The organism is Flavobacterium sp. H122 (assembly GCF_004959765.1).
In the GTDB taxonomy this organism is placed as follows: Bacteria; Bacteroidota; Bacteroidia; order Flavobacteriales; family Flavobacteriaceae; genus Flavobacterium.
In genome coordinates this window covers 416,842-437,871 of record NZ_SJZD01000001.1, presented here as the reverse complement: position 1 = coordinate 437,871, position 21,030 = coordinate 416,842, and the positions used below count along the sequence as shown (strand labels likewise).

Here is a 21,030-nt window from a genome sequence, read left to right as displayed (position 1 = left end):
CTTATTTTAGCATTATAAATACATTTTATGATTTCAGAAATTCAGTTTCAAGAAGAATTATTATCCGTTATAAAAACAGGTGTAAGAGAAGATATAGGTCCTGGTGATTATAGTTCATTGGCTTGCATTCCTGCTTCGGCACAAGGAAAAGCTAAATTATTGGTAAAAGATGAAGGGATTATAGCAGGGGTAGAGTTCGCTAAAATGGTTTTTAATTATATTGATTCAAATTTGGTTGTAGAAACTTTTATTCAAGACGGAACTCAGGTGAAATATGGAGATGTAGTTTTTCATGTGTCGGGAAGTTCACAGTCTATTTTGAAGGCAGAGCGCTTAGTGCTTAATTCAATGCAGCGTATGAGTGCCATCGCGACTAAAACGAATAAGTATGTTAAATTGCTTGAAGGTACAAATACAAAAGTGTTGGATACACGTAAAACGACACCTGGTTTTAGAGCCTGTGAAAAATGGGCGGTAAAAATAGGTGGTGGAGAAAATCATCGTTATGCTTTGTATGATATGATTATGTTAAAAGACAATCATATCGATTTTGCAGGCGGAATTACTCAAGCTATAAATAAGACGAAACAATATTTAAAAGAAAATAATTTAGACTTAAAAATTATTGTTGAAGCTAGAAATTTGGTAGAAATTGAAGAAATCCTTCAATCTGATGGAGTGTTTAGAATCTTGATTGATAATTTTAATTTTGAGGATACTCGCACAGCTGTGGAAATGATTGGAACTAAATGTTTGACAGAATCATCAGGAAATATTAATGAAAAAACCATTCGTGAGTATGCATTATGCGGTGTTAATTATATTTCTTCAGGTGCCTTAACACATTCGGTTTATAATATGGATTTGTCTTTAAAAGCTATTGATTAAAATAAAACTGATTAATGTCAAACGATAAAGATTTTTTACTTAAAATTCCAATTTTAAAACAATTGGTAATCATTTTGGACAATATCAAACTTCCTTGGCTTGAAGGTTTGTCTTTTTTTGAATTGATTGATTTTTATATTGCAGGTGTTTTAAAAGGAGGGATAAGTTATAGAGCTGCAGCTATTGCTTTTAGCTTTTTTATGGCCTTGTTTCCTTTTGCCTTATTTATTTTAAATCTCATTCCTTATATACCAATACCTGGTTTTCAGGACGATTTTCTAAGGTTTGTACAGGATAATGTACCTCCTACTACTTATGAAGCAATTGAAAGTATTATAAAAGATATATTGCATAACAGTCAAACAGGACTGCTTTCCTGGGGGGTTGTGCTATCTGTTTTTTTAATGACTAACGGTGTAAATGCTGTAATGAGTGGTTTTGAAACCTCTTTACATGTAACCGTTAAAAGAGCTTATTTTCGTCAGTATTTTGTAGCGCTGTTAATGTCTTTGCTGTTAACTATGATATTAATTGTGACCATTTCAGCTATTATAGTTTTGGAGGTAGTTATTCAAAAGACAATTATACAGGATGTTTTGACTTCAAGAGTATCCGAAAAAATTTCGTTAATCGAAATGGGTCGTTATATTTTTGTGGTTTTAATGATACTTTTGGCTACTGCGATTTTATTTAAATATGGAATAAAACAATCTAAAAAGAAGAAGTTAATAACCATTGGTACAGTGTTTACCACTATTCTTATTGTATTGTCTTCGTATTTTTTTGGAATTTGGGTGCTGAAGTTTTCAAAATATAACGAACTTTACGGCTCGATTGGCACGCTTTTAGTATTTATGTTTTATCTATGGATAAACTGCATGGTATTGCTGTTAGGTTTTGAATTGGATGCCTCAATTAGAAAATTAAAAAAAATAGAACAAGAATGAAGAAAATTTTACTTTTTGCCCTTTTATTAGGCTGCTTACAAATTAATGCACAATCAGTTTTAGGAAAATGGAAAACCATTGACGATAAAACAGGTAAGGCAAAATCGATTGTGGAAATTTTTGAGTCTAACGGGAAAGTATATGGAAAAATTGTTGAGATTTTTGACCCTGCCAAGCGTGATAGAAAATGCGAAAAATGCGAAGGAGCTGACAAAAACAAACCTGTATTAGGATTGCTTGTTATTAAAGGTCTGTCAAAAGACGGTGAGGAGTATAACGGTGGTAAAATAACTGATCCAGAAACCGGAAGTGTTTATAAATGTTTTATCAAACTCGAAGGTAAAGATAAATTAACAGTGAGAGGTTATATGGGCTTTGCATTGATAGGCCGTTCACAAAGTTGGGTTAGAATATAATTCATGCACTTTTTTATAGAAGTTATAATTCCAATTTCGCTTCCGCAGACCTTTACGTATAAGGTTTCGGAAGCGGAATTTTCTTTTTTGGAAAATGGTATGCGTGTTGCGGTGCCTTTCGGGAAGAGTAAATTCTATACCGGTTTGGTGGCTGATAAGCATCATAATCCGCCTGCATTATATGAAGCAAAAGAGATTCATCAGATTATTGATGAAAAACCTATTGTCACGCAAATACAATTGGAACACTGGAATTGGATAGCCACTTATTATATGTGTGCTATTGGTGAGGTGTACCGCACTGCTTTGCCATCTGCATTGCAGCTGGAAAGTGAAACTATTATTTCTGCCCAAAGAGAAGTTTATACAACTAATGATTTATCAGATGATGAATATTTGATTGTAGAGGCTTTATCAAATCAAACAGCTTTAAAAATAAATGAAATAACTGCTATACTTAACAAGAAAAAAGTATTTCCCGTTATTCAAAGTTTGATGGAAAAAGGAATCGTTTACCTTCAGGAAGAAATGATTGAAGAATACAAGCCTAAATTGATTAGATATATCCGTTTACAGTCTGAATTTAATTCAGCGGATAAATTAGAAGAACTTCTTCAGTTTTTAAAAAGTGCTAAAAAACAAAAAGAGCTGATTTTAAGTTATTTTCAATTGAATGCTTCACAGCGCAAACCAATTTCTGTTAAAGAGCTTTCAGAATATGCAAATGTTGGAACTTCGGTTGTTAAATCTCTGATCGATAAAGGTATTTTTGAAGAATATTTTATCCAGCAGGACAGGGTTTCTTTTGATGAGGTTGAAAATTCACATATTGAGTTGAATAATCATCAGCAAAAGGCTTTGGAAGAGATAAAAGAGTCTTTGGTAAGTAAAGATGTCTGTCTGCTTCATGGGGTAACCGCTTCGGGTAAAACTGAAGTGTATTTCAAATTAATTGAAGAGTATCTGGAAAAAGGACAACAGGTTTTGTATTTATTGCCTGAGATTGCCCTTACAACTCAATTGGTTTCCCGATTGACAAAACATTTTGGGAATAAAGTAGCCGTTTTTCATTCTAAATATTCCAATAATGAACGCGTTGAGGTTTGGAATCAGGTATTGAATCAATCGGATAAATCGCAAATTGTCATCGGAGCCCGTTCGGCATTGTTTTTGCCTTTTCATGATTTAGGATTAATCATTGTTGATGAAGAACACGAACAGACTTTTAAACAGGTTGATCCGGCGCCACGTTATCATGCCCGGGATGCCTCCATTGTTTTGGCTCATTTTCATAAAGCCAAAGTGGTTTTAGGATCAGCTACTCCGGGTTTAGAAACTTATTTCAATGCTCAAAACGGAAAATATGGTTTGGTTGAATTGACGGAACGTTATGGTAATGCCGTTCTTCCTGAAATAGTTTTGGTGGATTTAAAAGATAATTATTTCCGAAAAAAAATGACAGGGCATTTTAGTCAGACACTGATTGATGCCATGACGGAAGCTTTGTCAAACGGTGAGCAGATTATCCTGTTTCAAAACCGTAGAGGTTACGCACCCGTTCTTGAATGTATGACTTGTGGACATATACCACAATGTCCACAGTGTGATGTGAGCTTAACCTATCATAAATTTAAAAATCAATTGCGTTGTCACTATTGTGGACATAGTATTGCAAAACCAACAAATTGCCACGCTTGTTCGAGTATTGATCTGACATCTAAAGGTTTTGGTACGGAACAAATCGAATTAGAATTGGCAAGTTTATTTCCTACTAAGAATGTTAAGAGAATGGATCAGGATACAACCCGTGGGAAATATGCTTTTGAAAGATTGATTGATAGCTTCAAAAATCGTGAGATTGATATTCTTGTAGGAACGCAAATGTTAGCTAAAGGATTGGATTTCGATAATGTTTCGCTAGTAGGGATCTTAAATGCTGATACGATGCTTTATTTTCCGGATTTCAGAGCTTTTGAGCGTAGTTATCAAATGATGACGCAGGTTTCAGGTAGGGCAGGGCGTAGCGATAAAAAAGGAAATGTGGTTATTCAAACCTATAATCCGCTTCATAATACAATCCAGCAAGTTACACATAATGATTATATAGGTATGTTTAAAGAGCAATTGTATGAAAGACATATTTATAAATATCCACCTTATTTTAAACTGATTAAGCTTACGATTAAGCATAAGGATTTTGAAAAGCTTAAAGAAGGTTCGATGTGGTTGTATCAGGTTTTTAAGCAAAATTTAGATATTCCTGTGTTAGGCCCTGAGGAACCGCCAGTGGGTAAAATAAGGAATGAATACATTAGAACAATCTTGATTAAAATTCCACAGGAAAAACATTTAGGAAACACAAAAAAAACTATTCAGAAGATACTGAATAGTTTCGATGCTATTTCCCAGTACAGGGCTATAAAGGTTTCGGTAAATGTAGATGTTAATTAAGATTCAAGAACCTTCATTAATTTATCTTTTTTGCTAAAGTATTTTTGTTTCTCCTATTACGATAATTTTGTGATTAAATTTTTTTTCATTTATCTGTGTTTGCAATAAATGTTTAAGAAGCTTATGATTCAAGTACCTTCATTAATTCATCTTTTTTATTTCTGCTTAAAGGTATTTTTGTTACTCCTATTTCTGCGAATTTACTGTTAAACTTTTCTATTTTATCTACGTTTATAATAAACGATTTATGTACTCTGATGAATTTTTCTTTTGATAAATCTTTTTCAAAAGACTTCATTGTGGAGAGAACTAAATGGCTGTCGTCTTCGGTGACAATTTTTACATAATCCCCGTAGGCTTCGATCCATTTGATTTTTGAAGTGTAAATCTTCAGTTTTTTCAGATTACTCTTAATGAAAATGTGTTCACCTTCTTCTTCCATACCGTTGTCTTTTCTAAGCATGTACATGTCCATAGCTCTTTTAACAGCGGTGTTAAATCTTTCTTTGGTAATAGGTTTTTGAAGATAATCAGTCGCCTCATAATCAAACGCTTTTACCGCATACTCTGCTTTTGCAGTAATAAAAATGATTTGAGGTTTTTCTTTTAAGCCGTCCAATAAGTTAAATCCATTAATAATAGGCATCTCAATGTCTAAAAATAACAAATCAACTTGTTTGGTGGCCAAACAGTTCTTAGTTTCGACAGCGTTTGAAAATTCGCCCACTAAGTTCAGGTTCGGGTGAGCATCTACTAATTTTGTGACCAAAATTCTTTGGATAGAGCTATCATCAACAACAATACAGTTCAACTTCATAAGCAACAGTTTAATAGATTGGTTTGTTAAAAATATAATAAAAAAATAATGTACCAAATTTTTTATTGAAAAAACTTCAATTTCATCGATTATTGTTGAAAATAATTTGTTGATTAAATTAAAAACACTACTTTTGCACCCAATTTTATAACAAATAAATTTTATTACTATGAATCATTATGAAACTGTTTTCATCTTGAATCCCGTTTTATCTGAACAACAGGTAAAGGAAACAGTAAGCAAATTTGAAGACTATTTGACTTCAAAAGGTGCTAAGATGGTATCCAAAGAGGATTGGGGCTTAAAAAAATTGGCTTACGAAATTCAAAACAAAAAAAGTGGTTTTTACCATTTATTTGAATTTACAGTTGAAGGAGATGTGTTAAAAGGTTTTGAAACTGAATTTAGACGTGATGAGCGTGTAATGCGTTTCTTAACAGTAGCTTTAGACAAACATGCTGTATCTTGGGCTGAGAGAAGAAGAGAAAAATTAAAATCTAAAAAAGCGTAATTATCATGTCAACAATTGAGCAATCTGCAAAAGGAAAAAAAGACGGAGATATCAGATATTTAACGCCTTTAAACATTGATACGAACAAACAAAAAAAATATTGTCGTTTCAAAAAATCAGGAATCAAATACATCGATTATAAAGATGCTGATTTCTTATTGAAATTTGTAAATGAGCAAGGTAAAATCCTTCCTCGTCGTTTAACAGGAACTTCTTTAAAATACCAAAGAAAAGTATCTGTAGCGGTAAAAAGAGCTCGTCATTTAGCATTAATGCCATACGTAGCCGATTTATTAAAATAATTAATTAAATAATAGTTGTTGCCTCGCCAATTGCGGGCTAACTTCTCAAATAAAGGACATCAACATGGAAATTATCTTAAAACAAGACGTTCAAAACTTAGGTTTTAAAGACGATGTAGTTACTGTAAAACCTGGTTACGGCCGTAACTTTTTAATTCCTCAGGGATTTGCTACTTTAGCAACTCCATCGGCAAAAAAAGTTTTAGCTGAAAACTTAAAGCAAAAAGCGCACAAAGAAGCTAAAATTGTTGCTGATGCTAAATCGTTAGCTGAAGCTTTAAAAGCTTTAGATATCAAAATTACTGCTAAAGCAGGTGGTGAAAAACTTTTTGGTTCAGTAACCAGTGCTGATTTAGCTGAAGTTTTAGCTAAAAACGGTCAGTCAATTGATAAAAAATTCATCACTTCAGGTATCGTAAAAAGAACTGGTAAGTATTCTGCTACTGTTCGTTTACACCGTGAAGTAATCATTGAATTACCATACGAAATTGTTGCTGAACAAGCTTAATTTCTAAAAAAATAAGTTGAAAAGTCCCGATGCAAATCGGGACTTTTTTTATAAATTTATAATAAATAGCTTTGGGAAGTAAGTTGTAAAACTTACGGCTTATTGCTTACGGCTTAAAGAAATGAAATACGCAAGATTATCAAAAGAGCAATTAGAGGAACTTCATGAAGAGTTTATCAATTTTCTTGCTGCACAGCAAATTGATAAACAGGAGTGGGATTTAATTAAAAAGCATAAACCGGAAGTTGCCGATCAGGAAATTGATGTTTTTTCTGATTTGATATGGGAAGGTGTTTTGACTAAGGCTAAATATTTGGAGCATTATTCAAAAAACTATATATTTCTGTTTAGTTGTGATGAGGTTTATATGCAGACAATTATCATAAAAACTGAAGAAAATGTAGATTTTCTGACGAGAAACGGATTGGAATGGTTGAGTGATAATTTGTTTACCAATACTGTCGAGGTGCAAAAAGGACATAAAGTTTTCCCCGGCGATAGAAACGAAGAAATCTTTGAACTTATTAAACAAGGTGCTATTTTAAGTAAAGGCGAATTATTTGAACAGATGATTTCAATTTTAGAATAGAGAAATTTGTAAAAATTGCAGGGCTTTGTTAGAAATTGGTTAAATTAGTTGCATTAAACTAATTCAGCCAATTTTTTATTTATAGATATGGATGTTTTGAATAAAATTCAATCCTTAAGAGAAGAATTAAATCTACACAATTACAATTATTACGTTTTAGATAATCCTACGATTTCTGATTACGAATTTGATATTAAATTAAAAGAGCTTCACGACCTTGAAGCAAAACACCCCGAATATTTTGATGAAAATTCACCCACGCAACGTGTAGGTGGTGCTGTGACAAAAAACTTTGAAACCATAAAGCATGAATACAGAATGTATTCGTTGGATAATTCATATTCAAAAGAAGACTTATTAGATTGGGAGAACCGTGCTCAAAAAATATTAGGGAATGTTGTACTTCAATATACATGTGAATTAAAATATGATGGTGCTTCCATCAGTATCACTTACGAAAATGGAAAATTGAAGAGAGCGTTAACCCGTGGTGATGGTTTTCAAGGCGATGATGTGACAAATAATATCAAGACAATCAAAGCTGTACCAATTAAATTAAAAGGTGATTTCCCTCAGAAATTTGAAATAAGGGGTGAGATTATACTTCCGTTTGCAGGTTTTGAAAAAATGAACCAGGAACTGATTGAAATTGGCGAAACTCCTTACGCAAACCCTAGAAATACAGCTTCAGGAAGTTTGAAGCTTCAAGATAGTGCAGAAGTTGCTAAAAGACCTTTGGATTGTTTGCTTTATTCATTGGTTGGATCTAATCTGCCTATTTTAAGCCATTATGAAGGATTGGAAAAAGCGCGTCAGTGGGGGTTTAAAGTTCCTACACAATCAAAACTGGTCAATTCAATGGATGAAGTTTTTGAATTTATTGAATATTGGGATAAACACCGCCACGAGATGCCTTATGAAACCGATGGTGTGGTAATTAAAATAAATGATCTGCATCTTCAGGAAGAATTGGGTTATACGGCAAAATCGCCACGTTGGGCTATAGCGTATAAGTTCAAAGCTGAACAGGTTTCTACACGTTTGAATTCTATATCATATCAAGTGGGGAGAACGGGTGCGATTACTCCTGTTGCGAACCTTGAGCCCGTGCAATTGGCTGGAACGGTTGTAAAAAGAGCCTCATTACATAATGCAGATCAAATAGAAAAATTGGATATCAGGATAGGTGATGAAGTGTTTGTGGAAAAAGGGGGTGAGATTATTCCTAAAATTATTGGTGTTGATTTTTCGCAAAGAACCCCTTCTTCAGAAATTACAAAATATATTACCAATTGTCCTGAATGTGATACCGAATTAATTAGAAAAGAAGGAGAAGCACAGCATTATTGTCCTAATTATTATGATTGTCCACCACAGATTATAGGAAGAATTCAACATTTTATTACCCGTAAGGCTATGGATATTGAAGGGCTGGGAGGAGAGACAGTTGCTTTGCTTTATAATAACGGATTGGCTACAAACTATGCCGATTTGTATGAGCTTAAAAAAGATGAAATTGTTGTGCTTGAGCGTATGGCTGATAAATCTGCAGAAAATTTATTGGCAGGAATAGAAAAATCAAAGCAAATTCCGTTCGACAGGGTTTTGTATGCTTTAGGTATTCGTTATGTAGGTGAAACAGTGGCTAAAAAGTTGGCAAAGCATTATAAATCAATTGAGAATTTAAAAAATGCATCACTGGAAGAGCTTATCACGGTTGATGAAATAGGTGTTAAAATAGCTCAGAGTGTAATTGAATTTTTTGAAAATCAAAATAATTTAGCAATCATTGACCGATTGAAATCGTATGGAGTACAGCTGGAGCTTGATGAACAGGAATCAACAGTTGTTTCTGCTATATTAAACGGAAAAACAATTGTGGTTTCCGGAGTTTTTGAAAAATTTTCAAGAGATGATTTGAAAAAAGCTATTGAAGATAACGGAGGTAAAGTAGGAAGTTCCATTTCATCTAAAACTGATTATGTGGTAGCTGGAGCCAATATGGGGCCTGCAAAACTGGATAAGGCGAGTCAATTGAATATTCCAATTATATCCGAAGATGATTTTATAAAAATGATACAAAATGATTAAAAATACCCCAATCTATTTTTATATCGCAGCCAGTATTATGTCTGTCTTAGCTATGGTTATTGAGAATGAATGGTTATTGCTTTTGTTTAAGCCAATGATTATTCCAGCTCTATTGATTTATTACTATGGAAGCGAAAAGAAATACCTGAGTATTGTGCTTTTAGGAGTATTGCTGATTTATTTTATTTCTGATGCTTTCACATTGGTTGACTTAAACGGAATGGAAGTTTACACGATGGTATTGGATTTTATACCGTATCTGCTTCTGGTTAAGGTTGTGTTGGAGGATTCCTTGAAAATAGGTTATGATAAAGCTTCTCTTGTAATGTCAGGTATAGGATATGTGGGATTAATGCTTGTTATGTATTATATGGTGAGTTCATTGAATCCCGAAACATCTGAATATGCAATTGCTGTGGTAGTTTATGGGGTTATACTGGCTGTCTATGTCTGTGCGAGCTTGTATAATTATCTTGCGATTGGTTATGATTTCACAATGTATATAATGATTGGAGCCTGTTTTGGATTGATTGCCGATGTGCTTTATATTATAGCCAATATGATATTTTATGTTAAAGCACTTACTTACATTGAATTTGTTTTTCAAATAATTTCTTACTTTTATATTGTTGCGTATTTCATTAAACGGGATTTGAATGCTTTGGAACATCAAGAATTGTATGTAAAATAAATGGGGAAATTTGCACCGGCAATAATATTATATGTACTATCAGGATTGATTTATATTGTTTCTTCTTTGTTGAGGTATGATAGCATCGTATTTGTAAGCAAGCCAATTTTTGCCACTTCAATACTATTTCATTATTGGAATGAAGCTAAAGAGTATTTTAACAGCTTTAATTTCGTAATCTTATTGATTTACTTTATTGGAGACATATTTAATTTATTCGAGGGGTATTTTAAATATGTGTTGATTCTAAATATAATTGTGTATGCAATGCTTTCGTATGTTGTGGTAAAAAAAATCCTTCTTTTTAGAAATAAAGCAGTTGATGGTATTAATCTTGTTTATATTTTGCTTTCTGTAGTTTTTGTACTTTGTCTGGTATATATTTCAGTTTTTTTAGTATTCGATAAAGATTTTGAATTTTATTATTATATCGTATTGTACTCTTTAATCCTATCGGGTTTATCAATTGCAACGACTGTTTTGTATTCTTTTTCCAATGAAAAGGGCTTGGTATATCTAATGCTTGCAACTTATTGTTATCTGATAAGTGATGTGTTTTACATTATTTATTATTATGCGTATGATTTAATTCTTTTCAGGATGCTGAATATGACTTGTAATGTATTATCGTATTATTTTATTATTAGTTATTTTTTATATTGCACTAACTCTATTGAAGAAGTTGATAATTTAAATGCGTAAAACAGTTTTTATAATATATGTGTTGTCTTCACTAATAGCAGTTTTTGCTGTTTTATTTGATTTTAAATTAATTGAGATTATTTTTAAGCCACTGATTGTTCCTGCAGTTTTTGTTTATTATTTGTATCAAAGCGATTTTAAACTCAGTGGTACTTTTACTTCAGTTTTAATATTGAGTTTTGCATCAGATATGATTTCAATATTTGATATGGATAAAAAACAGCTTTTGGTTATACTATTGAATTTGGCAATAAATATGCTTTTTTTAAAAAGCTATGTCAAAGATTATTTAAAACTGAATACTTTAAATACCAAACAGATTTTTAATGCTTTGCTTATTTTGCTTGGGTTGCTGGTATTGGTAGTGATTTGTCTTACATTGATTCCTGATTTGAATATTGATAAGATCATTTATTATCTGTTTTACGGACTTGTTCTTGCTTTTATGTCAACTGTGGCTATTTATAACAGTATTTTGAATAATAATAATTTGAAAATATTTTATGCTGTAATTATAAGTACTGCATTTATAATTACTGATGTATTTTACGTTTTGTATAATTTTTACCTGCCAATGAAAATTTTTTTGTTAGTTAATTTAGCAGTTCAGTTTGTGTCATATTTTTTTATTGTCAACTATTTTACTGTATCGCTTAAGAAGATATGAATGAATTAAGTTTATCCATCAAATTAAAATTAGAAGAAAAAGCATTTCTGATACTTTTCTTCGGAATAGGTATAGTGGAAATTTTTGCTGAGTTTTTCAGCGAAACGATTATGGTTTACTTTCTGAAACCTTTGTTGATGCCTATACTCGCAGTTACTTACTGGAGGGTTTCAAAAGAGAGAAATAAATATTTTTTAATGGCACTTTTTTTTGTGCTGTTGGCCAATATATTCTTTATTTCTAAGGAATATATTTCAATAGTAATTGCTTCTTCTTTCTTTTTTATTTACAGGGGATTGGTGATTTATATTGTCCTTTGTAAAGATCCTGTTAAAAATTATTTGCCCGTTTTTTTGGGTAGTTTGCCTTTTTTAACTGCTTTTGGGTATTTGACATACCTGACAGAAGATGAATTGGGTAGTGGTTTTTATATTTTTTTGTTTCAAATATTTTTTCTTTCTTTTTTAGGTGGCTTAGCCGTTTCAAATTATATTATGAATGATTCAAGAAAGAATTTTTGGCTGTTGCTTAATGCGGTTCTCTTTGCTGTAATTCAGTTTATTATAGTGCTTAAAAACTTTTATTTGTCAATACAGTTGTTTCAGCCGGTTTCCATGCTGATGTATTTATTTGCACAATATGGATTGTACAGATATATGATTATTTCAGAAACTGAAAAAAAATAAAGCGTATCCGGGTAGAATACGCTTTATACTATAATTGATTAGGATACTTTTTAGATAACTATTTTTCTTCCTGCTGAAGTGGTTACGTTTTTCTGGTCATCAATGTAAAAATCAATGCGTCCTAAGTTTACACCATAGGCTCCCACCTGATTGATTAAAACATCCTGTCCGTCCAGATTTTTTTCAATCACTGGTTTGTCAAGGAAGGTGTGCGTGTGGCCTCCAATAATTAAATCAATATTTTTTGTTTTTCTGGCTAAAAGAATATCACAAATTCTTTCCGGTTCATTTTTGTATTCAAATCCTATATGGGATAAACAAATAACCAAATCACATTTTTCAACTTCTTTAAGTTTTTTGGTGATATCTGTTGCAATTTCAACCGGATCAAGGTATTTGGTTTCTTTATAATATCTTGGATCAACTAAACCGTATAATTCTACTCCTAAGCCAAAAATACCAATTTTAATCCCTGCCTTATTGAATATTTTATAAGGTTTGACGTGTGTGTCTAAAATTGTGTTTTTAAAATCATAGTTGGCACAAACAAACTCAAATGAAGCATTTGGCAGCTGACCGTATAATCCGGTTATACCGTTATCGAAATCATGATTACCTATCGTTGCCAGATCATATTTCATCATGCTCATTACTTTGAATTCAATCTCGCCGCCGTAATAATTAAAGTAAGGCGTTCCCTGAAAAATATCTCCTGCATCCAGTAATAAAACGTTATCCTCTTCTTTCCTGATCTGGCTTATTAAAGCAGCTCTGCGTGCCACACCTCCCATATTTGGGTTTTTAGGGTGACTTTGAGGGAAAGGGTCAATTTGACTATGAGTGTCGTTTGTATGTAAAATGGTTAACTTCTTAGCCGTTGGATTGTTTGCCTGAAAGCTGCTTAATGATAAACCTCCAAGCCCAAATAAAGCAGAACTAGCGGCTGTATTTTTTAAAAAATCTCTTCTTTTCATGTGTCTTAAGGTTTATTCTTGAGTTACTTTAATTGCTTTAGGTACAGAAACAACATCTACATCTGTAAAATAGTCAATCAGCATATTTCTTAATTTGTAGTCAATGTCAACTTTTCTGGAAGCTTTTAATAAAAACTCCATTTTGTCCCCGCCATTGGCTAAATAATCGTTTGTTACTATATAATAGGTCTTTTCTAAATCCAGATCAGCACCGCCTATCTTTATGTCTTTTGCTTTTTTGTCTGCAGTAATTGTGAAAGTCATTCCGGCAAATGGATGCGGTTTTTTGTCTTTAATGAAAAAATTAACAAAGTCCAGAATGATTTGACCTTTTACTTCTAAAACTACAGCTGTGTTTTCAAAAGGCATAACTTCGTAAGCGCTTCTGGAAGTAACATTTCCCATAGGGATTACTGCTCTTATACCGCCATTGTTTAAAATAGCGATGTCAACAAATTTCTTTTCTCTTTCAGAAAAAACTTTGTTTGCTTTGTCTAAAGTAATCTGTGCAAATAAATCTCCAATGTTGCTTTGAAATTGATTCCCTTTTGTTTTGTCCAAAAGCTGCGGATTGTATGCCAGAATTTTGTCCAAATCTTTGTTAATTTGCTGTTTATAAGGTGCTATCAGATCTTCGTATTCCTGTTTAATACCTACCGAAGCATCAACTCTAATCTGTTTTCCGTGGATTTCTGTTACTACATTTTGTGAATATGCAGTAAGTGATAACGTAAATAACGTTAAAATTAAACCAAAATGTTTCATTTGTTATTACTCTTTTTTTTACTTTTACCTAGCATTTATTATGCCAATAAATAAATCTCCCTTAAAACCGTTTCGAAAGAAACAAGACGACAAAAGTAATATGTTTATTAAGTATATAAAAGAATTATCTCTAAAAAAAATATTAAAATCAACATTAAAAAACGTTAAAACTGCTGTGTTGAATTCTCAGGTTAGTTCAGTTGGTGTTTTAATTGATGAAACTTATTTTAATCAAAAGAATGATCTGATTAATGAATTGATTAATTCAGGTCTTAAAAGGGATAATATCAAAATATTGGTTTATAAAGATAAAATCAAAAAAAATGAAGCTTTTTCTTTCCCGGTATTCAGCCGGAAAGATTTGAATTGGAAAGGTGATTTTTCATCAAATCATGCAATCGATTTTGTTAATACAGAGTTTGATTTGTTAATCAGTTATTATGATCTGGAAAAAACGCCTTTGCTTTTAATGACACATCGCTCAAAAGCTTTGTTTAAAGCAGGTTTTTCAACAATAGACAAAAGATTGAACCATTTGTTAATTAATACAAATGTTGAAAATTATAAGGTTTTCGTTCATGAGTTGTTCAGATATTTAAAAATTTTAAACAAAATATAATCAATGCAGACATTTATGGGTACTGGTGTGGCTTTAGTTACACCATTTAAAAAAGATTTTTCAGTTGACGTTGAAGCTTTAAAAAAAATTGTTAACTATGTAATTGATGGCGGAGTAGAGTATTTAGTGGTTTTAGGAACCACAGCAGAATCAGCAACATTGACAGCTGATGAAAAAGATTTGGTTATCAATACAATTATTGAGGCCAATGCCGGACGTTTGCCTTTGGTTTTAGGTGTAGGCGGAAACAATACTCTAAAAGTGGTTGAAGAATTAAAAACAAGAGATTTATCTAAATTTCAGGCTATCCTTTCGGTTTCTCCTTATTACAATAAACCAACTCAGGAAGGTATTTATCAGCATTTTAAAATGGTTGCAGCTGCATCGCCACTTCCAATAATTCTTTACAATGTTCCAGGAAGAACATCAAGTAATATGCTGCCGGAAACGGTTTTGCGTATTGCTGAAGATTGCAATAATGTAATAGGTATTAAAGAAGCAGCCGGTGATATTGTTCAGGCTATGAAATTAATTCAACACAAGCCTAAAGATTTCTTAGTGATTTCCGGTGATGATATGGTTACGTTGCCAATTGTGTTGGCAGGAGGTGCAGGTGTTATTTCGGTTATTGGGGAAGGTTTTCCTAAAGAATTCTCAGAAATGGTGCGTTTAGGTCTGCAGCGTAAAGTAGATGAGGCATATGCGTTGCATTATAAATTAATGGACAGTATAGATATGATTTTTGAGCAGGGAAATCCCGGAGGAATCAAAGAAGTATTCAAGTCTTTAGGGTTGTCTGAAAATACAGTTCGTCTGCCTTTGGTTAATGTAAATGAAAGCTTAGCCGGCAGATTGGATGCTTTTACAAAGCAAATGAATAAATAGCAGAAAAATAAAGTTTTGTAAAAATAAATTAATAGTTAACTTTGCATTCTGTTTTTTAGGGATTTTGTTTCTCTGAAAAATCAATATACGCTAAAAAATTTTATGAATAAATTTATATATGGTTTTCTTCTGGCGGCTTTATTAGCTTCTTGTAGTGAATATCAAAAAGCATTAAAGTCTGAAGATGTAGCTGTAAAATTAGCAGCAGCAACTCACAAATACGAAGCAGGAAAATATAATAAGGCAATACGTCTTTTTGAACAAATTGCTCCTGCATATAGAGGAAAAGCTGAAGCTGAAGAATTATTTTACATGTTTGCACAGTCTTATTACAAGACAAAACAGTATTATTTGGCGGGATATCAGTTTGAAAGTTTTACCGCCTTATATCCCAGAAGTAAAAATGTTGAAGAAGCTGCTTTTTTAGGAGCCAAGTCATATTCGCATTTGTCTCCTGTGTATTCGCTGGATCAGACAGATACCAATAAAGCAATCACTAAAATGCAGGATTTTATTGATAAATATCCTAATTCGTCTCACTTGACAGAAGCGAATACTGTTGTTAAAAAATTACAGCAGAAACTGGAAAGAAAAGCTTTTGAAATAGCAAAACAATATAATACAATTTCTGATTATAAGGCAGCGATTAAAGCATTGGATAATTTTATCGCTGATTATCCAGGAACAGTTTATAAAGAAAAAGCTTTGTTTTACAAACTGGATTCTTCTTATCAGTTAGCTGTCAACAGTATTCCGTCTAAGATGGAGGAACGTTTGAATGAAGCTAAAACAGCTTATAATTCGTTAATTAAATTTAAAGCGGATACTGAATTTAAAAAAGAAGCTGACGACATGTTGGCACGTATAGAAAAAGATTTACAACAATTTCAAAAATAGGGTAAAGGATGGATTTAAAGAAAACGACTGCTCCGGTAAATACTGTTACTTATAACAAAAGTAAAATAGAAGAACCTACTGGAAATATCTATGAGGCTATTACAATTATGGCAAGAAGAGCTAACCAGATTAATTCTGAAATCAAAAAAGAATTAATTGAAAAGTTAGATGAATTTGCTACATACAATGATAGCCTGGAAGAAGTTTTTGAAAACAAAGAACAAATTGAAGTTTCCAAGTTTTATGAAAAATTGCCTAAACCTCACGCTTTAGCGGTGCAGGAGTGGATGGAAGGTAAAATTTACTACAAGAATACAAAATAAATATACCTAAAATGTCGGTTTTAAGTGGTAAGAAAGTAATACTGGGTGTAACTGGTGGTATTGCCGCTTATAAAACGGCATCGTTGGTAAGACTTTTTATAAAAGCAGGTGCTCAGGTTCAAGTAATCATGACACCTGCTTCTGTTGATTTTGTTACTCCCTTAACATTATCAACGCTTTCAAAAAATCCTGTTCACATCAATTTCTTTAATGAAGAAGATGAATCTGCTCAATGGAATAATCATGTTGATTTAGGTCTTTGGGCTGACTTTATGATTATTGCACCGGCAACTGCAAATACCATGTCTAAAATGGTAAACGGGAACTGTGATAATCTTCTAATTGCTACATATCTTTCAGCTAAATGTCCAGTGTATTATGCTCCGGCAATGGATTTGGATATGTATAAACATCCTTCAACATTATCCAGTTTTGAGGCTTTAAAGCATTTTGGCAACATTATGATACCGGCCGAAAATGGAGAGTTGGCAAGCGGTTTGTCAGGTGAAGGCCGTATGGCGGAACCTGAAAATATTATCGCTTTTATTGAGAAAGACTTAGAAAGTAAACTTCCTCTTAGAGGAAAAAAAATATTGGTTACTGCAGGACCTACTTATGAAGCTATAGATCCGGTTCGTTTTATAGGTAACCATTCTACAGGAAAAATGGGGTACGATATTGCTGATGCTGCCGCAAATATGGGGGCCGAAGTTGTATTGATTTCAGGGCCTACACATTTAAAACCTAAAAACGACGCTGTTACTGTTGTCAGAATTTCATCAGCTGAGGAAATGTATACTGCGTGTCATGAGTATTTTGATAGTGTAGATGTTGCCATTGCCGCCGCCGCAGTTGCTGATTACCGACCTAAAAATGTGGCAGCTCAAAAAATAAAAAAGAATGATGCGTCGTTTACAATTGAATTGGAAAAAACTAAAGATATATTAGCTTCTTTAGGTCAAATCAAAAAGAAACAGCTTTTGATAGGTTTTGCACTTGAAACAGAAAATGAAATTGAGCATGCAAAGCAAAAAATTCAGAAAAAAAACTTAGATTTGATTGTACTTAATTCTTTAAATGATTCCGGAGCCGGTTTTGGTAAACCTACAAACAAAGTAACTTTTATTGACAAAAACTTTGTTATCGAGCCTCAGGAATTAAAATCAAAAGAAGAAGTAGCCGTTGATATTGTAAATAAAATTGTAAGTCACTATGCGTAAAATACTTGTTGGTTTATTTGTTCTTATTTTTAGTGCTGTTAATGCACAGGAATTAAACTGTACGGTACAGTTTAACACCAGTCAGCTTGCGGCAACTAATCAGCAGATTTTTAAAACGCTCCAAAAATCGCTTACGGAATTTATTAATAATACAAAATGGACTGAAAGAGCTTTTAAGGCTAATGAAAAAATAAACTGTTCTTTTTTCTTTACAATAAATTCGTTTGACAATGTCAATCAGTTTGGAGGCACATTGCAGATAAATGCATCCAGACCAATCTATAATTCTACTTACGATTCTCCTTTGCTGAATATAAATGATAAAGAAATAAGTTTTACTTATACCGAATTTCAAAATTTAGCTTTTAACCCTAACAGCTTTGATTCGAATTTGGTTTCTATTATTGCCTTTTATGCGAACATGATTGTGGGGTTTGATGCAGATACTTTTGCGTTGGAAGGCGGGACAAAGGCTTTTGAAAATGCCTCAAACATTGTGGCACAGGCACAGGTAACACAGCAAAACGGATGGAGTTCGACAGGTAATCAAAACCGCTATTATCTGGTTAACGATATTTTGGCCAATACATATGCTCCTTATAGAAAAACATTGTACGAATACCATTTGGGCGCATTGGATAAAATGGCCGCTAACCCAAAAGATGGTAAGGAAAATATAAAAAAAGCATTAAAAACATTGTCAGAAGTTGCTTCTGTACGGCCTAATGCCTATCTGACCCGCGTTTTCTTTGATGCAAAGGCAGATGAAATTTTAAATATTTTTACTGACGGACCTAAAGTAGATGTAACTCAGGTGATTGAAACATTAAATAAATTATCGCCATTAAATTCTAGTAAGTGGAGTCAGATTACTTATTAAATTTGCTGCATGCTTACATCATTATCAATTAAAAATTTTGCGTTAATCGAACAATTGGAAATGAATTTTTCCAATCAGTTTTCTATTATCACGGGTGAAACGGGTGCCGGTAAATCGATTTTGCTTGGCGCACTTGGTTTGGTATTAGGAAACCGTGCCGATTTAACTTCGTTAAAAGACAAAGAACAGAAATGTGTAATTGAAGCACATTTTGATATTGCCAAATACAATTTAAAAGATTTTTTTGATGCAAATGAACTGGATTACGAAGATTCAACAATTATCCGCAGAGAAATTTTACCGTCAGGAAAATCAAGAGCTTTTGTAAATGATAGTCCTGTAAATCTTACTGAATTGCAGGATTTAGGAGAGTTTCTTATTGATATCCACTCACAGCATCAAACCCGCGAATTAACAGAAGAAGCGTATCAGATAGAAATTTTAGATGCTGTTGCAAATCATGAAAGTGTTTTGGTTGCATATAAAAAACATCTGTCTGCTTATAAATCGGCAAAAAGTGAATTGAAAAAGTTGGTTTCAGAAAAAGATTCACTTTCTAAAGAAGCTGATTACAATGCCTTTTTACTGGAAGAATTATTGGCTGCTAATCTGAAAGAAGGTGAGCAAGCCGAGTTGGAAGCAACTTATGAAAAGCTGAATAATGTTGAGTTTATTAAGGAAAATCTTGACAGGTCATTAGTCTTATCGAATGAAGAGGAAATCGGGATTATTCAAAATTTAAAAGAAGTCAAAAATTCACTTCAAAAAGTTTCCAATCTATCTGATGATTATAAGAATTTGTTTGAACGTGTTTCAAGTGTTTTGATAGAATTTGATGATATTGCCAAAGAAATATTGGTTCAAGGAGAAAAACTCTTCAATGATCCTGAAAAATTGGAATTGGTAAGTCAGAAACTGCAAATGATTTACAATCTTCAAAAAAAACATAACGTAGGTACTGTTGAAGAACTTATAGTTATTCAAAACGATTTGGATTCAAAAGTGGTTTTAGCTGATGACTTAGACAACCAGATTCAAAAACTGCAAAGTAAGATAGAGGATGAGCAGACAGTTTTAGATTCTTTAGCTGCAAAAATAACCGATAAACGTAATGAAGCTGTTCCGGTTTTAGTTAATCAAATTACTGATGTGCTTTCGCAGTTGGGAATGCCTAATGCAGGATTTCAGTTCGATATTAAACCTTCTGAAACATATCTTCCAACTGGTAAAGATGTAATACAATTATTGTTCTCGGCTAATAAGGGAACCGATTTTGGTTTACTTAAAAAAGTGGCTTCGGGAGGTGAAATGTCCAGAATAATGTTGGCTGTAAAATCTATTTTGGCTAATTATTCTAAATTACCGACAATTATTTTTGACGAAATTGATACAGGAGTTTCCGGTGAAATAGCCCAAAAAATGGGTGATATTATGAAAGTGATGAGCTCTAAAATGCAGGTTTTTGCCATTACTCATTTACCGCAAATTGCTGCAAAAGGAAATCAGCATTATAAGGTGTTCAAATCGGATAAAGAAGATACCACAGTTTCTGAATTAAAATTATTAGGAGTTGAAGAGCGTGTAATTGAAATTGCCGAAATGCTTTCAGGGAAAAATGTTTCTGAATCAGCTATCAGTCATGCAAAATCACTTTTAAACTAATGTTATGGACGATATAAGTTATATTGAAAATCAGTTTATCAAAGCTGATTCATTAATAGGGGAAGGAAAAGTATCGGAAGCAAAAGAACTGCTTGAGGAAATTTTGAACGAAAACCCTGATTTTGGTAAAGCACATAATCATTTAGGATGGATTTATGCTACCAAACTGAGCAACTATGAAAAAGGCGAATACCATTATAAACTGGCTATAAAGTTTGATCCAAAATATCCTGCTTCGTATTTGAATTATACTTATCTACTTGTAGATACAGCTAAATTTGATGAGGCAAAGAAATTGATTGACATTGCGCTGACGCAGGTTGAAGGGGCTGATAAAGCTTCTTATTACAGTGAATTGGCTAGAATTTATGAGTTTGAAAGAGATTTTATACAGGCTTATCAATTGTATAAAAAATCGTCTGATTTAGCTTTTAACCCTACCTATATAGAAAATATGAAAACGAATATGAAAAGGGTTAAAGATAAAATGAGTACTTTTGAAAAAATAAAACTAACTTTTAAATAAAATACTGGAAAAT

Annotated in this window: 24 protein-coding genes; 21 read left to right on the top strand and 3 right to left on the bottom strand. The window is 32.6% G+C overall.

Going from position 1 to position 21,030, the window contains the following annotated elements:
- Window positions 1-27: 27 nt before the first annotated feature.
- The 4 genes from nadC to priA are packed head-to-tail and all read left to right on the top strand — an operon-like array spanning window position 28 to window position 4,702.
- A complete protein-coding gene (gene nadC, locus EZM65_RS02120) occupies window positions 28-888 on the top strand; it encodes a carboxylating nicotinate-nucleotide diphosphorylase (RefSeq protein WP_136666867.1) in 861 nt (286 codons plus the stop codon).
- Between the two features lie 14 nt (window positions 889-902).
- Window positions 903-1,835: a YihY/virulence factor BrkB family protein gene (locus tag EZM65_RS02115; RefSeq protein ID WP_136666866.1), complete on the top strand. Its 933-nt coding sequence runs from the start codon at window positions 903-905 to the stop codon at window positions 1,833-1,835.
- Complete coding sequence (locus EZM65_RS02110) at window positions 1,832-2,251, top strand: DUF2147 domain-containing protein (RefSeq protein WP_136666865.1); 420 nt, start codon at window positions 1,832-1,834, stop codon at window positions 2,249-2,251. Before EZM65_RS02115 ends, EZM65_RS02110 begins: the two co-directional genes overlap by 4 nt.
- Window positions 2,252-2,254: 3 nt before the next feature.
- Window positions 2,255-4,702 (top strand): primosomal protein N', encoded by a 2,448-nt coding sequence (gene priA / locus EZM65_RS02105; RefSeq protein ID WP_136666864.1) that lies wholly within the window; start codon window positions 2,255-2,257, stop codon window positions 4,700-4,702.
- Window positions 4,703-4,823: 121 nt separating this feature from the next.
- Here the strand turns inward: priA and EZM65_RS02100 are convergent, their stop codons facing one another.
- Window positions 4,824-5,519 (bottom strand): LytTR family DNA-binding domain-containing protein, encoded by a 696-nt coding sequence (locus EZM65_RS02100; protein WP_136666863.1) that lies wholly within the window; start codon window positions 5,517-5,519, stop codon window positions 4,824-4,826.
- Window positions 5,520-5,688: 169 nt separating this feature from the next.
- Between EZM65_RS02100 and rpsF the strand changes: the two genes are divergently transcribed.
- From rpsF to EZM65_RS02055, 9 genes are all read left to right on the top strand, one after another.
- Entirely contained in the window at window positions 5,689-6,030 is a 342-nt protein-coding gene (gene rpsF / locus EZM65_RS02095; RefSeq protein WP_136666862.1) for a 30S ribosomal protein S6, read from the top strand.
- Between the two features lie 5 nt (window positions 6,031-6,035).
- A complete protein-coding gene (gene rpsR / locus EZM65_RS02090) occupies window positions 6,036-6,332 on the top strand; it encodes a 30S ribosomal protein S18 (protein WP_073311282.1) in 297 nt (98 codons plus the stop codon).
- A gap of 64 nt (window positions 6,333-6,396) precedes the next feature.
- Window positions 6,397-6,840: a 50S ribosomal protein L9 gene (gene rplI / locus EZM65_RS02085; protein ID WP_136666861.1), complete on the top strand. Its 444-nt coding sequence runs from the start codon at window positions 6,397-6,399 to the stop codon at window positions 6,838-6,840.
- Between the two features lie 121 nt (window positions 6,841-6,961).
- The gene (locus EZM65_RS02080) at window positions 6,962-7,429 is read left to right on the top strand and encodes a DUF6495 family protein (RefSeq protein ID WP_136666860.1); all 468 of its coding nucleotides are present in this window, start codon (window positions 6,962-6,964) and stop codon (window positions 7,427-7,429) included.
- Between the two features lie 87 nt (window positions 7,430-7,516).
- A complete protein-coding gene (ligA, locus tag EZM65_RS02075) occupies window positions 7,517-9,520 on the top strand; it encodes an NAD-dependent DNA ligase LigA (RefSeq protein ID WP_136666859.1) in 2,004 nt (667 codons plus the stop codon).
- The gene (locus EZM65_RS02070) at window positions 9,513-10,211 is read left to right on the top strand and encodes a lysoplasmalogenase family protein (protein ID WP_136666858.1); all 699 of its coding nucleotides are present in this window, start codon (window positions 9,513-9,515) and stop codon (window positions 10,209-10,211) included. The genes ligA and EZM65_RS02070 overlap by 8 nt, the downstream gene beginning before the upstream one ends.
- On the top strand, window positions 10,212-10,913 hold the full coding sequence (locus EZM65_RS02065) for a hypothetical protein (RefSeq protein ID WP_136666857.1): 702 nt from the start codon (window positions 10,212-10,214) through the stop codon (window positions 10,911-10,913).
- Window positions 10,906-11,580 carry a hypothetical protein gene (locus EZM65_RS02060; protein WP_136666856.1) on the top strand — a complete coding sequence of 225 codons (675 nt, stop codon included), beginning with the start codon at window positions 10,906-10,908 and terminating at the stop codon, window positions 11,578-11,580. Before EZM65_RS02065 ends, EZM65_RS02060 begins: the two co-directional genes overlap by 8 nt.
- Window positions 11,577-12,266, top strand: coding sequence for a lysoplasmalogenase family protein (locus EZM65_RS02055; RefSeq protein WP_136666855.1), 690 nt, complete (start codon window positions 11,577-11,579; stop codon window positions 12,264-12,266). The genes EZM65_RS02060 and EZM65_RS02055 overlap by 4 nt, the downstream gene beginning before the upstream one ends.
- Window positions 12,267-12,316: 50 nt before the next feature.
- On the opposite strand, the gene EZM65_RS02050 is transcribed toward EZM65_RS02055, so the two are convergent.
- Both EZM65_RS02050 and EZM65_RS02045 read right to left on the bottom strand, forming a co-directional pair.
- Window positions 12,317-13,240, bottom strand: a complete 924-nt coding sequence (locus tag EZM65_RS02050; RefSeq protein ID WP_136666854.1) for a bifunctional UDP-sugar hydrolase/5'-nucleotidase — start codon at window positions 13,238-13,240, stop codon at window positions 12,317-12,319.
- 12 nt (window positions 13,241-13,252) lie between these two features.
- Window positions 13,253-14,005 carry a 5'-nucleotidase C-terminal domain-containing protein gene (locus EZM65_RS02045; RefSeq protein WP_136666853.1) on the bottom strand — a complete coding sequence of 251 codons (753 nt, stop codon included), beginning with the start codon at window positions 14,003-14,005 and terminating at the stop codon, window positions 13,253-13,255.
- 40 nt (window positions 14,006-14,045) lie between these two features.
- Between EZM65_RS02045 and EZM65_RS02040 the strand changes: the two genes are divergently transcribed.
- From EZM65_RS02040 to EZM65_RS02005, 8 genes are all read left to right on the top strand, one after another.
- Window positions 14,046-14,624 carry a hypothetical protein gene (locus tag EZM65_RS02040; protein ID WP_371682982.1) on the top strand — a complete coding sequence of 193 codons (579 nt, stop codon included), beginning with the start codon at window positions 14,046-14,048 and terminating at the stop codon, window positions 14,622-14,624.
- A 3-nt stretch (window positions 14,625-14,627) separates the two neighbouring features.
- Window positions 14,628-15,509, top strand: coding sequence for a 4-hydroxy-tetrahydrodipicolinate synthase (gene dapA, locus EZM65_RS02035; RefSeq protein WP_136666851.1), 882 nt, complete (start codon window positions 14,628-14,630; stop codon window positions 15,507-15,509).
- 102 nt (window positions 15,510-15,611) lie between these two features.
- Window positions 15,612-16,406, top strand: a complete 795-nt coding sequence (locus tag EZM65_RS02030) for an outer membrane protein assembly factor BamD (RefSeq protein ID WP_136666850.1) — start codon at window positions 15,612-15,614, stop codon at window positions 16,404-16,406.
- An 8-nt stretch (window positions 16,407-16,414) separates the two neighbouring features.
- Window positions 16,415-16,729 (top strand): DNA-directed RNA polymerase subunit omega, encoded by a 315-nt coding sequence (locus EZM65_RS02025; protein WP_136666849.1) that lies wholly within the window; start codon window positions 16,415-16,417, stop codon window positions 16,727-16,729.
- An 11-nt stretch (window positions 16,730-16,740) separates the two neighbouring features.
- A complete protein-coding gene (gene coaBC / locus EZM65_RS02020) occupies window positions 16,741-17,949 on the top strand; it encodes a bifunctional phosphopantothenoylcysteine decarboxylase/phosphopantothenate--cysteine ligase CoaBC (protein WP_136666848.1) in 1,209 nt (402 codons plus the stop codon).
- Entirely contained in the window at window positions 17,942-18,829 is an 888-nt protein-coding gene (locus tag EZM65_RS02015) for a DUF4835 family protein (RefSeq protein ID WP_136666847.1), read from the top strand. The genes coaBC and EZM65_RS02015 overlap by 8 nt, the downstream gene beginning before the upstream one ends.
- Before the next feature lie 9 nt (window positions 18,830-18,838).
- Window positions 18,839-20,491, top strand: coding sequence for a DNA repair protein RecN (gene recN, locus EZM65_RS02010; protein WP_136666846.1), 1,653 nt, complete (start codon window positions 18,839-18,841; stop codon window positions 20,489-20,491).
- 4 nt (window positions 20,492-20,495) lie between these two features.
- Complete coding sequence (locus EZM65_RS02005) at window positions 20,496-21,017, top strand: tetratricopeptide repeat protein (protein ID WP_136666845.1); 522 nt, start codon at window positions 20,496-20,498, stop codon at window positions 21,015-21,017.
- Window positions 21,018-21,030: the final 13 nt, after the last annotated feature.